The sequence below is a fragment of the Sphingomonas sp. JC676 genome (assembly GCF_014489075.1).
Lineage (GTDB): Bacteria > Pseudomonadota > Alphaproteobacteria > Sphingomonadales > Sphingomonadaceae > Sphingomonas.
On record NZ_JACTGR010000006.1, the window covers coordinates 275,691 to 289,045 of the forward strand.

The window sequence follows — 13,355 nt, forward strand, 5'->3', positions numbered from 1 at the left end:
CATGCGGCGCCTGCGGCGCGCATCAAAGCATATAGGTGCGCCGATGCGACGAACCGAGTCAGTATAACGACGAAGCGTGAACCTACGGAAAACAAAGCCGATCGTAGATGTCCGGAGAAGGCGTTTCAGGGCATCAGGATGGTGTCGACCGCCACTGGGAGCGTCTCGGGATAATCGAGCGTGTAATGCAGCCCGCGACTCTCCTTGCGGTGGAGCGCGGAGCGTACGATCAGGTCGGCGGATTCAAGCAGATTGCGCAGCTCGATCAGGTCGGGCGTCACGCGGAAATGGCCGTAATAATCGTTGATCTCGTCGCGCAGCACCTTGATCCGGTGCGCCGCGCGCTCGAGCCGCTTGGTGGTGCGGACGATGCCGACATAATTCCACATGAAGCGGCGGATCTCGGTCCAGTTTTGCTTGATGACGACTTCCTCGTCCGAATCTGCCACGCGGCTCTCGTCCCAGGGACGAATCGCCGGCGGTGGCGCGAAATCGCCCCAATGCGCCGCGATGTGGTGCGCCGCGGCCTCGCCAAACACGAAGCATTCCAGCAGCGAATTGCTCGCCAGACGATTGGCGCCGTGCAGGCCCGACTGGCTCACTTCGCCCGCGGCATAGAGATTGGGCAGGTCGGTGCGGCCGTCTCGGTCGATCACCACGCCGCCGCAGGTGTAATGCTGCGCGGGGACGACCGGAATCGGCTCCTTGGTCATGTCGATGTCGAGATCGAGCAGCCGGGCATGGATCGTCGGGAAGTGATGCTTCACGAACTCCGCGCCCATCTGGCTGATGTCGAGATGGACATAATCGAGGCCGAGCCGCTTGATCTCGTGATCGATTGCGCGGGCCACCACGTCGCGCGGCGCCAGCTCGGCGCGCGGATCGAAATCGGGCATGAAACGATAGCCGGTGCCGGGAATCTTGAGGTGTCCGCCCTCGCCGCGCACCGCCTCGGTGATCAGGAAATTCTTGACCTCGAGATTGTAGAGGCAGGTCGGGTGGAACTGCATCATCTCCATGTTGGAGATGCGGCACCCCGCGCGCCACGCCATCGCGATGCCGTCGCCGGTTGCCCCGCGAGGGGCGGTTGAGAACAGATAGGTGCGTCCCGCGCCGCCGGTCGCCAGCACGGTCGCGCGCGCTGTGAACAGCTCGACGCGGTTGGTTTTGCGGTTGAAGGCGTAGACGCCCCAGACTTGGCCCGCGCCCGAATAGCGGATCTCGTGCCGGCTGGTGGCGAGGTCGATCACGACCAGATCGGGCACCAAGGTGATGTTGGGATTGGCGCGCGCGGCGTTGAGCAGTGCCTCCTGCACCGCCCAGCCGGTCGCGTCGTCGACATGGACGATCCGGCGATGGCTGTGCCCGCCCTCGCGCGTCAAATGGAGCGTATTGCCCTCGGTGTTGAACGGCACGCCCAGCTTGGCGAGCCGCTGGATCGCCGCGGGAGCATTCTCGACGACCATCTCGACGGTCGCGCGGTCGTTGAGCCCCGCGCCGGCGATCATCGTGTCCTCGATATGGCTCTCGAACGTGTCGCCGGGCTCGAGCACAGCGGCGATGCCGCCCTGCGCCCAGGCGGTCGAGCCTTCGTTGAGCGCGCCCTTGGCGAGCACGGTGACCTTGAAGCGCTCGGCCAGGTTCAGCGCAGCGGTAAGCCCCGCGGCGCCCGAGCCGATGACGAGGACCTCGCTGATGTGCGCCTCAGCCATTTGCCGCCCGCGTCAGGTTGAGGAACACGTCCTCCAGATCGGCCTCGCGGGTCGATACGTCGACGATGCCGTAGCCGCTGCCCTGGACGGCCCCCAGCACTTCGCCGGCATTCGCCTGGTCCTTGCGATAGGTGATGACCAGCGTCCGTGCGCCCTTGAGTTCGATCTTCTGGAAACAGGCATTGTCGGGCAGCGCGATCACGTCGCGGTCGACGGTTACTTCGACCAGCTTCTCCTGCGCCATGCCGACGAGCTCGCGGGTCGGCTTGTTGGCGATCAGCGTCCCATGGTTGATGATCGCGATCCGGTCGCAGAGCTGCTCGGCTTCCTCGAGATAGTGCGTCGTCAGCACCACCGTCACGCCACGTGCGTTCAGCTGCTTCACATAGGCCCAGAGCTGCTGGCGAAGCTCGACGTCGACGCCGGCGGTCGGTTCGTCGAGCACCAGCACCGGCGGCGAATGTACCATCGCCTTGGCGACCATCAGGCGCCGTTTCATGCCGCCCGAAAGCGTGCGCGAATAGGCATCGGCCTTGTCCTCCAGATGGACGGCGCGGAGCAGCTCCATCGGGTCGAACGCGCCCTTCTTGACGCCATAGAGCCCCGCCTGGATCGCCAGCGTCTCCTTGGGCGTGAAAAAGGGATCGAACAGGATCTCCTGGTTGACGATCCCGATGCTCGCCTTGGCGTTGCGCGGATGCTGGTCGATGTCGAAGCCCCAGATCGACGCGCGGCCGCCGGTCTTCATCACCAGGCCAGCCAATATGTTGATCAGCGTCGACTTGCCCGCGCCATTAGGGCCGAGCAGCCCGAAGATCTGGCCGCGGGGGACGTCGAACGTGACGCCGTCCAGCGCCCGCTTGCCGCCCTGATAGGTCTTGCACAGACCGTCGATCTCGATTGCCGCCTGGGTCATGGCGCCCGCATAGGACCGCGCGCGAACGATTGCGAGCCCCCTCCGGCTTTGCTAACCGGGCGCCATGAGCCATCCGCCCGAGCTGATCCGCACCACCCATGCCCGCGTTTCCTGCGACGGGTCGGGTCCCGGCGTGCCCGCCGCGCTCGGCCATCCGCGCGTGTTCCTGCAGATCGACGAGAATGACGGCTATGTCGATTGCGGCTATTGCGACCGCCGCTTCGTCCTGATCGGCGGAGTCGCCGACGGCGCCGATCAGAGCACGCTTCCCGATCACCCGGCTGGCGCAAGCATTTAAGGCTCCTATATCGGTGGAATGAGCCTTCCCTCCGATCCCCGCGCGTTCCTCTATCGCGACAGCCTCGATCCCGACACCGCCGTCCGGCTGACCGCCGAGGCGCTTGGCAATGCCGAGGATGGCGAGCTGTATCTCCAGTATCGCAAGACCGAGGCGTTCGGCTTCGACGATGGCCGGCTCAAGACCGCATCGTTCGATACACAATCGGGCTTCGGGCTGCGCGCGGTCTCGGGCGAGACCACAGCCTTCGCCCACGCTAACGAGATCACGCCTGAGGCGATTCGTCGCGCGGCGGAGACGATGGCGCTGATCGATCCCGCCACCGGCCCCAAGGCCGCGCCGCCGCGCCGGAACAACCGTCATCTCTACACCGATAGTGATCCACTCGATCTGGTGCCTTTCGCCGATAAGGTGAATCTGTGCCAGTCGATCGACGCGGCGGCGCGGGCGCGCGATCCTCGAGTGGCGCAGGTCTCAGTGTCGCTCACAGGCCAGTGGAGCGTGGTCGAGATCGTCCGCCCCGACGGCTTCGTCGCCACCGACGTGCGCCCGCTGGTGCGGCTCAACGTCTCGATCGTGGTCGAGCAGAATGGCCGCCGCGAGACCGGCAGCTTCGGGCTTGGCGGGCGCACGCTCTATGACAATCTCTTCCTGCCCGAGACCTGGAACCGCGCGATCGACCAGGCGCTCGGTCAGGCTCTGGTCAATCTCGATGCCGAGGACGCCCCGGCCGGCGACATGACCGTGCTGTGCGGCCCCGGCTGGCCCGGCGTGCTGCTCCACGAGGCGGTGGGTCACGGGCTCGAAGGCGATTTCAACCGCAAGGGCACCTCGGCCTTTTCGGGCCGCGTCGGCGAACGCGTCGCCGCGCCCGGCGTGACCGTGGTCGATGACGGCTCGCTCGATGCGCGGCGCGGCTCGCTGTCGATCGACGACGAAGGCACGCCGACCCAGGAGAATATCCTGATCGAGGACGGCATCCTCAAGGGCTATATCCAGGATCGGCTCAACGCCCGGCTGATGGGCGTCGCGCCCACGGGGAATGGGCGACGCGAAAGCTTCCAGCACGCGCCAATGCCCCGGATGACCAACACCTTCATGCGCGGCGGCAACGACGACCCCGCCGAGCTGCTCAGCCGGGTGAAGAGGGGCATCTATGCCAAGAGCTTTGGTGGCGGCCAGGTCGACATCGTCTCGGGCAAGTTCGTCTTCTCCTGCACCGAGGCCTATCGCATCGAGAACGGCAAGCTCGGCCGCCCAATCAAGGGTGCTACCTTGATCGGCGATGGGCCGACCGTGCTCAACAAGGTGACCGGCATCGGCAACGATTTTGCGTTGGACGAAGGCGTCGGCATGTGCGGCAAGGGCGGGCAGAGCGTGCCGGCGGGCGTCGGCCAGCCGACCTTGCTGGTCGAAGGGCTCACGGTGGGTGGAACCGCAACCTAGGAGGGACGCGCGATGCCGGTATCCGTATTTGTCGGCATCAGCGTCGATGGGTTCATGGCGCGTCCCGACGGCGGGCTCGACTGGTTGCCCGAGGGCGGCGGCGAACCCCATGGTTACGCCGAATTCTTAGAGACGGTCGATGCGCTCGTGATCGGGCGCAACACGTTCGAGATCGTCGCGGCGTTCGAGACCTGGCCCTATGGCAGCAAGCCGGCCGTGATATTGAGCCGCCGCCCGCTCGATCTGTCGGCGGTGCCCGGCACGGCCGAGCAGATGGCCGGTGCGCCCGCCGAAATCGTCGCGAAGCTTGCCGCCCGCGGGATCGATCATCTCTATGTCGATGGCGGGATCACCATCCAGGATTTCCTGCGCGCGGGCCTTGTCGAACGATTGATCATGACGCGTGTGCCGGTGTTGATCGGCGAAGGCATTCCGCTGTTCGGACCGCTTCCGCACGATGTGCGGCTCGATCATGTCGCCACCCGTTCCTATCCGGGCGGTCTGGTCCAAAGCGAGTATAGGGTGCATTGATGGACGGCAGGATTGATTGGCCCAAGCTCGATTGGGCAGCGTGGCGCGAGACGGCGCAGCACCTGCATCTGATGACGCAGGTCGCGGGCAAGATCCGCCTCGCTCAAACGCCTTGGCTCAATCATAGCTGGCACGTCGTCCTCTTTCCCACCGCGCGGGGGATGACGACGGGGCCGATTCCGGTCCAGGGCAAGACGCTGCAGCTCGATTTCGACCTGGTCTCGAGTCATCTGACGCTGGCCACCGGCGACGCGATCGAGCAGATCGAACTGGCGCCCGGCAGCATGGCTGATTTCTACGCGGCAGTGATGGCCGCGCTCGATCGGCTCGGTACGCGGGTGGACATCGTCACCCAGCCCAGCGAAATGCCCGACGCCCTGCCCTTTCCCGAGGACAGCGCGCAGCGTCCTTATGATCCCGACGCCGTGCGACGCTTCCACCGCGCGCTGCTGTCGGTCGTTCGTGTCTTCCAGCAGTTTCGCACCGGTTTCCTCGGCAAAGCGAGCGCGGTCCATTTCTTCTGGGGCAGCTTCGATCTCGCGGTGACGCGCTTTTCGGGACGCAGCGCGCCCAGGCATCCCGGCGGCTTTCCTGGCCTGCCCGACGATGTGACCTGCGAGGCCTATAGTCATGAGGAAGCCAGCGCCGGCTTCTGGCCAGGCACCGACGCTTTCCCCAAGCCCGCTTTCTACGCCTATGCCTATCCGGCCCCGGCTGGGTACGGCGCCGCCGCGGTGCCGGCGCCGGCCTATTTCGAGAGCAACATGGGCGAGTTCATCCTCGACTATGACGCCGTTCGCGCCGCGCCCGATCCCGAGGCGATGCTGCTGGAATTCCTCCACGCCAGCTATGCCGCCGCCGCCGATCTGGCCGGCTGGGACCGCGCCACCCTCGAATGCTCCCCCGGCGTCCCCCGCCGCCCAAGGAAAGTCTGATGGCACTTGTAGAGATTGGCCGCTTCGACCGGCAGGAAGCCTTTATCGTCCAGTCGCGGCTCGAAGCAGAGGGCATTCCCTCCTTCGTGTTCGATGCCGGCGCCAGCATCGCCGACGGAAGTGCTTTCCTGATCCCGGTACGGGTGATGGTCGATGACGACGACTTCGCGGCCGCCCGCAAATTGGTCGAGACTTCTGCCTGATTTTTGAGCAGCGTTTCGCAACTGCACAAAAATTCACGTTTCGGTAATATTTCATTGCGCGAAAGGCGCGGAATCGTGGGATTCCTGCGTATGGCACGCCCCTTGCTGAACTAGCCCCCGGGACAACCGCCATAAGGGGGCGAAATGAAACTCATCATCGCCATCATAAAACCGTTCAAGCTCGACGAGGTCCGCGAAGCGCTGACCGCGGTCGGCGTGGCCGGCATGACCGTTACCGAGGTCAAGGGGTTCGGCCGGCAAAAGGGCCAGACCGAGATTTACCGCGGCGCCGAATACAGCACCAACATGGTGCCCAAGATCAAGATCGAGGTCGCATGCGGCTCCGACGTCGCGGACCGCGTCGTCGAGGCGATCCAGGCGGCCGCCAGCACCGGCGCGATCGGCGATGGCAAGATTTTTGTCCTCGATTTGGGTCAGGCGGTGCGCATCCGCACCGGCGAGACCGACGAAACCGCGCTGTGATGAAGGGGGTCACGATGAACAAAGCAATGAAATTCGCAGGCGCGGCGGCGATCGCCGGCCTGTTCGTGGCGCTGCCCGCGCTCGCGCAAGGGGGGCCGGTCAAGGCGCCCGATGCCGCGGCCGCACTCGCCATGCAGAACAAGGGCGACACCACCTGGATGCTCGTCTCCTCGGCTTTGGTGCTGATGATGTCGGTGCCGGGCCTGGCGCTCTTCTATGGCGGCCTGGTGCGCACCAAGAACATGCTCTCGGTGCTGATGCAGGTGCTGATGATCGTCTGCGTCGCAGCGCTCTTGTGGGTCTGCTACGGCTATTCGATGGCCTTCACGAGCGGTGGCGACAACCACTTCTTCGGCGGCTTCTCCAAGGCGTTCCTGATGGGAGTCAGCGCGACCACGTCGGCGGCGACCTTCTCGAACAACGTCTACATCCCCGAATATGCCTATATCTGCTTCCAGATGACCTTCGCCTGCATCACGCCGGCGCTGATCGTCGGTGCCTTTGCGGAACGGGTGAAGTTCACGCCGCTAATCATCTTCGTGATCGCGTGGCTGACGCTCGTCTACTTCCCGATCGCGCACATGGTCTGGTACTGGGCGGGCCCGGACTATCTTCCGGACGCGCCGACCGATGGCGGCTTCCTGTTCGCCAAGGGCGCGCTCGATTTCGCCGGCGGCACCGTCGTCCACATTAACGCCGGCATCGCGGGCCTGATGGGCTGCCTCGTGATCGGCAAGCGGATCGGCTACAAGACCGAGCCGATGCCACCGCACTCGCTGACCATGACCATGATCGGCGCCTCTTTGCTGTGGGTGGGCTGGTTCGGCTTCAACGCCGGTTCCAACCTCGAAGCCAATGGCGTCGCCGCGACTGCCTTCATCAACACCTTCGTGGCGACTGCCGCGGCGGCAGTGAGCTGGGCGGTGATCGAGCAGATCATCCACAAAAAGCCGTCGCTGCTGGGTGCGGCCACGGGCGCCGTCGCCGGCCTCGTCGCGATCACCCCGGCTTCGGGCTTCGCCGCACCGATGACTTCGGTCGTGCTCGGCCTGGTCGTCTCGCCGGTCTGCTTCTTCTTCGTCACCACGGTGAAGAACCGGCTGAAGTATGACGACTCGCTCGACGTGTTCGGCGTCCACTGCATCGGCGGCATCGTCGGTGCGCTGGCAACCGCCATTGTCGCCGATCCCAAGCTCGGCGGTCAGGGCTATTTCGACTATACCAAGTTCCCCGCCGTCGCCGTCACGCCCGAGGCGTACAGCATCACCGCCCAGCTCTGGGTGCAGGTGCAGGCCGTGGCGATCACGCTGGTCTGGTCGGGCCTGGTCTCGGCGATCCTGTTCTACATCCTCAAGGTCACGATCGGCATCCGGCCGAGCGCCGAGGTCGAAGTCGAGGGTCTCGACATCAACGACCATGGCGAGCGGGCCTATAACTACTGACGAGTTCGGGCGCCGCGTTCGCCTCTCCTGAGCGCGGCGCCCACACGATGTTCCTCCTGCGGACGACTGGGCCGGTGGTTTACCCCACCGGCCCTCTTTTTTTGCGCTAGCGCAGGTCTTCCCGGACGAACGCGGCGCAGCGTTCGCCGATCATGATGGTGGGGGCATTGGTGTTGCCGCCGATCAGCCGCGGCATCACCGATGCGTCGGCGATGTAGAGCCCGTCCGCCCCGCGCACCCGCAGACGGGGATCGCATACCGCCTCACCGTCATTGCCCATCCGCGCAGTGCCGACCGGGTGATAGATCGTGTCGGCGCGGTTGCGGATCGCCGCTTCGAGCGCGGCATCGTCGGCCAGATCGACCGGCCAGCGGTCGCGGCCGTTGAACCGCGCGAGCGGCGACGCCTCCATGATCCGGTACATCGCGCGGGTGCCGCGCTTGAGATTCTCGATATCGGCCGGCGCGGTCAGATAGGCGGGATCGATCAGCGGCGCGGCCTGGGCGTGGCGGGATTGCAGCCGCACGGTGCCCCGGCTTTCCGGGCGTAATGCGCAGGCATGGCAGCTGAAGCCATGGCCCTTGAGTGCGGTGCGGCCATGATCCTCGACAATCGCGATCAGGAAGTGGAGCTGGATGTCGGGGCGCGGATCGGCCGGGTCGGTGCGTAGGAAAGCGCCCGCCTCGGCATAGGGCGTGGTCATCCCGCCTTTGCGGGTGAACAGCCAGCGCAGTAGCGCACCGGTCGATTTGAGCGAGCCCAGCGCCGAACGCCCGACGAAGAAGCTGCCCTCGGTCTCGAAGCTGGCGACATAGTCGACATGGTCCTGCAGATCGGCACCCACTGCGGGCCGGTCGATCCGCACCTCAAGCCCCGTCTCCTGCAGATGCGCACCCGGGCCGATGCCCGACAGCATCAGCAGCTGCGGCGTCTGGAAGGCGCCCGCCGCCAGCACCACCGCGCGCTTGGCCCGGATCTCGCGCGCCTCGCCGCCGCGGCGATAGGCGACACCGGTCGCCCGTCCGTCGGTGAACAGGATGCGGTCGACCATCGCGTCGCAGACGATCTCGAGATTGGCGCGATCCTTGGCGTCGCTCAGAAAGGCGCGCGCCGCGCTCCAGCGCTCGCCATTTTTCTGCGTCACCTGGTAAAGGCCGGCGCCTTCCTGCCGCGCACCGTTGAAATCGGGATTGACCGGGATCTGCAGCGCCGCCGCCGCATCGATGAACGCCTGGCTGCCGGGATGGGCATAGGCCTGGTCGCTCACCCAGAGCGGCCCGGCATCGCCGTGAAAAGCATCGGCGCCGCGCGTGTTGTGCTCGGTGCCCGTGAACCAGGGGAACACATCGTCCCAGCCCCAGCCGGGACAACCGAGATCGCGCCACTCGTCATAATCCGCCGGAATTCCGCGGACATAGAGCATTGCGTTGATCGCGCTCGATCCGCCCAGCCCCCGTCCGCGCGGCTGGTATCCGCGCCGGCCGTTCAGCCCCGCCTGCGGTACCGTCTCGAACGCCCAGTTGGTCGCGGGCCCCTGGAACGGCATCATGCCCGGCATGATCGTCTTGAGTCCGGTGTTGCGTCCGCCCGCCTCGAGCAAAGCGACCGAATAAAGGCCGCCTTCGCTCAGGCGGCCTGCGGCGGCGCTCCCGCCCGATCCTCCGCCGATGACGACGATATCGGCTTCTTCCATTCGGCCCCCCGCTCCTGCCGCGCCTGCCAACGCGCCTTTATGGTCTCGGATGTGTCGCGGCTGCCGTCGTGGCTCCAGCCCGGCGGCGCGGCGATGTAGAGCCAGCGCGCCTTCCAGCTCGGCGCGTGCCACACGTCGCTCGCGATGCCGATCCATTCATGGGTGGCGGCCCACAGCACATTGAAGCTGCCGAGATTCTTGACAATGCCGTAGCGCGGCCGGTCGTCGCCGCGCTCGGGCTCATAGGTGCCGAACCATTTGTCCCAGACGATGAAGACGCCGGCATAATTCTTGTCGAGATAGCGCGGATTGGTTGCGTGGTGGACGCGGTGGTGCGACGGCGTGTTCATCACCGCCTCGAACCACTTGGGCATCCGATCGATCACCTCGGTGTGGATCCAGAACTGGTAGATCAGGTTGATCCCCGCCACGAAGAACACCATCGCCGGTGGGAAGCCGATCAGGAACAATGGCAGCCGGAACAGGAAGCCGATCGAGATGAAGCCGGTCCAGGTCTGCCGGAGCGCCGTCGACAGATTATAATGCTGGCTCGAATGGTGGATGACGTGGCTCGCCCAGAACCACCGCACCCGGTGCGCCGAGCGATGAAAGAGATAATAAGCGAGGTCGTCGATCACGAAGGCGATGACGAACCAGTACCAAGCATAGGAAATGTCGAAGAGGCGGAACTGCCATACCCACATCGCCAGCGCGAACACCGCGCCGCCGGTGATGAGCCCGGCGACGGTGCTGCCCAGCCCCAGCGCCAGCGAGGTCAGCGTGTCGCGCGGACAATAGCGCCGACGGTCCTTGGCCCAGGCGACGACCATCTCGGCCAGCACCAGCAGCACGAAGCCGGGTATGGCGAGGTCGACGGGATTGGGCAGATCAGGCATGGGGCGTGGTGCTTCCTAACAGGGATGTAAGTAAGCGCGCTTCGTCCGCAGATTCAAGTGTGATGACGAAGGGCTTGAGCAGCCGCTCGCCGCTGGCGACGATGACCACCGGCCCTTCCGCCGAAACCTCTGCCGGCGGGACCAGCTTGCGCGCGACGAAGCGCGCGCCGTGGCGGCGGACCAGCGCATGGCTGCCATCCTTGCCCGCAATGATCGCGCTCTGGCCGTCCATATCGAGCCAGGCCCGGTCCGCCTCGAAATCCGCAAATGTTGTTTCCGCAATTTCGCAAGCTTCGTTCTCGCCGGCCAGCCGTGCGCCGCCGAGCCGCAGTAGATATGCCGCCAGCGCGAGCAAAAGGATCGCCGCCAGCGAACCGCCGAGCAGCGCGAACTGATTCATTTGTCGCCCGAAAGCGTTTCGAGCAGCGGGCGGATTCCCGAGATGTCATAGCCCGCGCCGGCCGCCTTCTCGATCAGTTCGTCGGGCGTGCCGCCGCTTTGCGCGGCAGCGAGCGCCCACAAATTGCACGAGCGCGTGCCCGACCGGCAAAAGGCGAGGACGGGGCCGTTGGCTTCGGCCAATGCCTTGGTCATCGCCTCGACCTGCTGACTCGAGAAGCCGCCCGGCGTCACCGGAATCGCGGCGTAGCCGAGCCCGGCTGCGGCCGCCGCCCGCGCGATCGATTCGCCCGATGGCTGGCCGGCTTCCTCGTCATCGGGCCGGTTGTTTATGACATAGCTGAACCCCGCCGCGGCGAGCGCCGGGATGTCCTCGGGCGAAATCTGGGGGGCGACCGAAATCCGGTCGTCGATGGTTCTGGTCATGGCATGCTCCTGCTTCGGCACAAGCCTAGACCAGGAGGGCGCTGGTCCGAAAGCGAAGAACCGCAGGCGCTCAGTTCTGGCGGATCACCGTCAGGAAATCCTCGCCATAGGCTTCGAGCTTGCGCGCGCCGACGCCGGCGATCCTGCCGAGCTCGGCCAGGCTGGCGGGCCGCGTGGTGGCCATGTCGCGCAGCACCGAATCGTGGAAGATCACATAGGGCGGCAACCCGGTCTCCTGCGCGATCTCGCGGCGCCGGGAGCGCAATGCCTCGAACAGCGGATTGCCGATCGGATTGGGGGCGCCCGGCTTGCCGCGCCTGGAGCGCCGCTCGCGTTTGGGCGGCAGCACCAGCGACAGATCGGCCTCGCCCTTCAGGATCGGCCGCGCGCCAGGGCCGAATTCGAGCCCGCCATGCTCGTTGGTCCGCAGCGCATCGCGCAGCAGCAGCGCGCGCGATACCGGCTTGAGCAAGGCTGCCTCGTCGCCGTCGACAATGCCGAACACCGACAGCGCCTCATGTCCGTTCATCAGGCTGCGCTCGCTCGATTGGCCGAGCAATATACTCTCGATATAGCCCACGCCGAAGCTCATGCCGGTGCGGAACACCGCAGAGAGGAACTTCTGCGCGGTCACTGTCGCGTCGATCGCGGCGGGCGGGGTCAGGCAATTGTCGCAATTGCCGCATTGTTCGGGGGTGTCCCCCTCACCGAAATGCTTGAGCAGGATGCGGCGCCGGCAGCCTCCAGTCTCGACCAGCGCGCCAAGCGCGCTCAGCCGCGTCCGCTCGCCGGCCTGGCGTCCGGGCTCGACCTCGCCGATCCGCTGGCGGGCGCGGGCGAAATCGTCCGCACCCCAGAAGAGATGCGCCACCGCCGGATCGCCGTCGCGACCCGCGCGGCCGGTTTCCTGATAATAGGCCTCGATCGACTTGGGCAGCCCGGCGTGCGCGACGAAGCGGACGTCGGGCTTGTCGATCCCCATGCCGAACGCGACCGTGGCGACGATCACCATTTCTTCGGACGCGACGAACGCCGCCTGGTTGCGCCGGCGTACCGCGGGATCGAGCCCGGCATGATAGGGCAGCACCGGCCGGCCGCTTTCGCCCAGTTTCTCGGCGAGCTTCTCCACCGCCGCGCGCGTCTGGGCATAGACGATGCCTGGGCCGGGCTGCTCGGCGATCAGGTCGGCCACCTGGCGCGTCGTGTTCTCGCGCGGGGTGATCGCGTAGCGGATATTGGGCCGGTCGAAGCCGGCGATGATCAGTCCCTCGGCCGGGATGCCAAGCTGCTCGAGGATGTCGGCGCGGGTATGCGCATCGGCGGTGGCAGTCAGCGCGAGCCGCGGCACGTCCGCAAAGCGATCGAGCAGCGGGCGCAGCAGCCGATAGTCGGGGCGGAAATCATGCCCCCATTCGGAGACGCAATGCGCCTCGTCGATCGCGAACAGCGATAGCTTCGCCTGGCCCAGCAGGTTGCGGAAGCCTTCGCCCGACGCGCGTTCGGGGGCGATATAGAGCAGGTCGAGATCGCCGGCGCGGAAGCGCGCGATTGTCTCCTCGCGATTGTCGTCGACCGAGGTCAGTGTCGCGGCCTTGATCCCCACCGCCTCCGCCGCGCGGAGCTGGTCGTGCATCAGCGCGATCAGCGGGGAGACGACGACACAGGTCCCCTCAAGCGCGAGCGACGGCACCTGATAGCAAAGCGACTTGCCCGCGCCCGTCGGCATCACCGCCAGCGTGTTCGCGCCGGCCATCACGCGACCGATCACCTGGTCCTGGACGCCGCGAAAACCGGGGAAACCGAAAGTGGTGTGCAGGATTTCGAGCGGATCGGCCATCCCGCCCCGCCTAGCGGTGCGGCGGGCGGCCTGTCGAGGCGATTGCGCGAACGCGATGCCCCGCGCGGTGAAACGCTAACAGCTTTTCGCCGAACCGACCTTGCCCCTTGTGCCCCTGATCCTGCAAAGCCGCGCCAG

The 13,355-nt window shown here is 66.1% G+C and carries 14 protein-coding genes; 7 read left to right on the forward strand and 7 right to left on the reverse strand.

Going from position 1 to position 13,355, the window contains the following annotated elements; translation table 11 throughout:
- Positions 1-125 precede the first annotated feature (125 nt).
- Together nadB and IAG41_RS19850 are read right to left on the reverse strand one after the other, a co-directional pair.
- Positions 126-1,712, reverse strand: a complete 1,587-nt coding sequence (gene nadB / locus IAG41_RS19845; RefSeq protein ID WP_187730394.1) for an L-aspartate oxidase — start codon at positions 1,710-1,712, stop codon at positions 126-128.
- Positions 1,705-2,628, reverse strand: coding sequence for an ABC transporter ATP-binding protein (locus tag IAG41_RS19850; RefSeq protein WP_187730395.1), 924 nt, complete (start codon positions 2,626-2,628; stop codon positions 1,705-1,707). The genes nadB and IAG41_RS19850 overlap by 8 nt, the downstream gene beginning before the upstream one ends.
- A gap of 64 nt (positions 2,629-2,692) precedes the next feature.
- On the opposite strand from IAG41_RS19850, the gene IAG41_RS19855 reads away from it, so the two are divergent.
- From IAG41_RS19855 to IAG41_RS19885, 7 genes are all read left to right on the forward strand, one after another.
- Entirely contained in the window at positions 2,693-2,926 is a 234-nt protein-coding gene (locus tag IAG41_RS19855) for a zinc-finger domain-containing protein (protein ID WP_187730396.1), read from the forward strand.
- Positions 2,927-2,944: 18 nt separating this feature from the next.
- Positions 2,945-4,372, forward strand: a complete 1,428-nt coding sequence (gene tldD / locus IAG41_RS19860; protein WP_187730397.1) for a metalloprotease TldD — start codon at positions 2,945-2,947, stop codon at positions 4,370-4,372.
- Between the two features lie 12 nt (positions 4,373-4,384).
- Complete coding sequence (locus IAG41_RS19865; RefSeq protein ID WP_187730398.1) at positions 4,385-4,903, forward strand: dihydrofolate reductase family protein; 519 nt, start codon at positions 4,385-4,387, stop codon at positions 4,901-4,903.
- Positions 4,903-5,838, forward strand: coding sequence for a DUF5996 family protein (locus tag IAG41_RS19870; RefSeq protein WP_187730399.1), 936 nt, complete (start codon positions 4,903-4,905; stop codon positions 5,836-5,838). The genes IAG41_RS19865 and IAG41_RS19870 overlap by 1 nt, the downstream gene beginning before the upstream one ends.
- Entirely contained in the window at positions 5,838-6,041 is a 204-nt protein-coding gene (locus tag IAG41_RS19875) for a DUF2007 domain-containing protein (RefSeq protein WP_187730400.1), read from the forward strand. Before IAG41_RS19870 ends, IAG41_RS19875 begins: the two co-directional genes overlap by 1 nt.
- Before the next feature lie 144 nt (positions 6,042-6,185).
- Positions 6,186-6,524 (forward strand): P-II family nitrogen regulator, encoded by a 339-nt coding sequence (locus tag IAG41_RS19880; RefSeq protein ID WP_187730401.1) that lies wholly within the window; start codon positions 6,186-6,188, stop codon positions 6,522-6,524.
- Positions 6,525-6,538: 14 nt separating this feature from the next.
- Positions 6,539-7,966: an ammonium transporter gene (locus IAG41_RS19885; RefSeq protein ID WP_187730402.1), complete on the forward strand. Its 1,428-nt coding sequence runs from the start codon at positions 6,539-6,541 to the stop codon at positions 7,964-7,966.
- Between the two features lie 106 nt (positions 7,967-8,072).
- Here the strand turns inward: IAG41_RS19885 and IAG41_RS19890 are convergent, their stop codons facing one another.
- The 5 genes from IAG41_RS19890 to recQ all read right to left on the reverse strand — a co-directional run bounded on the left by IAG41_RS19890 (position 8,073) and on the right by recQ (position 13,217).
- Entirely contained in the window at positions 8,073-9,659 is a 1,587-nt protein-coding gene (locus IAG41_RS19890; protein ID WP_187730403.1) for a GMC family oxidoreductase, read from the reverse strand.
- Entirely contained in the window at positions 9,593-10,555 is a 963-nt protein-coding gene (locus tag IAG41_RS19895; protein ID WP_187730404.1) for a sterol desaturase family protein, read from the reverse strand. The genes IAG41_RS19890 and IAG41_RS19895 overlap by 67 nt, the downstream gene beginning before the upstream one ends.
- Complete coding sequence (locus IAG41_RS19900) at positions 10,548-10,955, reverse strand: hypothetical protein (protein ID WP_187730405.1); 408 nt, start codon at positions 10,953-10,955, stop codon at positions 10,548-10,550. Before IAG41_RS19900 ends, IAG41_RS19895 begins: the two co-directional genes overlap by 8 nt.
- The gene (locus tag IAG41_RS19905) at positions 10,952-11,380 is read right to left on the reverse strand and encodes a TIGR01244 family sulfur transferase (RefSeq protein ID WP_187730406.1); all 429 of its coding nucleotides are present in this window, start codon (positions 11,378-11,380) and stop codon (positions 10,952-10,954) included. Before IAG41_RS19905 ends, IAG41_RS19900 begins: the two co-directional genes overlap by 4 nt.
- Before the next feature lie 70 nt (positions 11,381-11,450).
- Entirely contained in the window at positions 11,451-13,217 is a 1,767-nt protein-coding gene (gene recQ, locus IAG41_RS19910; RefSeq protein WP_187730407.1) for a DNA helicase RecQ, read from the reverse strand.
- Positions 13,218-13,355 lie beyond the last annotated feature (138 nt).

Coding starts and splice junctions, on each gene's coding strand:
- nadB (WP_187730394.1), bottom strand. CDS start 1,712: ATGGCTGAGGCGCACATCAGCGAGGTCCTCGTCATCGGCTCGGGCGCC.
- IAG41_RS19850 (WP_187730395.1), bottom strand. CDS start 2,628: ATGACCCAGGCGGCAATCGAGATCGACGGTCTGTGCAAGACCTATCAG.
- IAG41_RS19855 (WP_187730396.1), top strand. CDS start 2,693: ATGAGCCATCCGCCCGAGCTGATCCGCACCACCCATGCCCGCGTTTCC.
- tldD (WP_187730397.1), top strand. CDS start 2,945: ATGAGCCTTCCCTCCGATCCCCGCGCGTTCCTCTATCGCGACAGCCTC.
- IAG41_RS19865 (WP_187730398.1), top strand. CDS start 4,385: ATGCCGGTATCCGTATTTGTCGGCATCAGCGTCGATGGGTTCATGGCG.
- IAG41_RS19870 (WP_187730399.1), top strand. CDS start 4,903: ATGGACGGCAGGATTGATTGGCCCAAGCTCGATTGGGCAGCGTGGCGC.
- IAG41_RS19875 (WP_187730400.1), top strand. CDS start 5,838: ATGGCACTTGTAGAGATTGGCCGCTTCGACCGGCAGGAAGCCTTTATC.
- IAG41_RS19880 (WP_187730401.1), top strand. CDS start 6,186: ATGAAACTCATCATCGCCATCATAAAACCGTTCAAGCTCGACGAGGTC.
- IAG41_RS19885 (WP_187730402.1), top strand. CDS start 6,539: ATGAACAAAGCAATGAAATTCGCAGGCGCGGCGGCGATCGCCGGCCTG.
- IAG41_RS19890 (WP_187730403.1), bottom strand. CDS start 9,659: ATGGAAGAAGCCGATATCGTCGTCATCGGCGGAGGATCGGGCGGGAGC.
- IAG41_RS19895 (WP_187730404.1), bottom strand. CDS start 10,555: ATGCCTGATCTGCCCAATCCCGTCGACCTCGCCATACCCGGCTTCGTG.
- IAG41_RS19900 (WP_187730405.1), bottom strand. CDS start 10,955: ATGAATCAGTTCGCGCTGCTCGGCGGTTCGCTGGCGGCGATCCTTTTG.
- IAG41_RS19905 (WP_187730406.1), bottom strand. CDS start 11,380: ATGACCAGAACCATCGACGACCGGATTTCGGTCGCCCCCCAGATTTCG.
- recQ (WP_187730407.1), bottom strand. CDS start 13,217: ATGGCCGATCCGCTCGAAATCCTGCACACCACTTTCGGTTTCCCCGGT.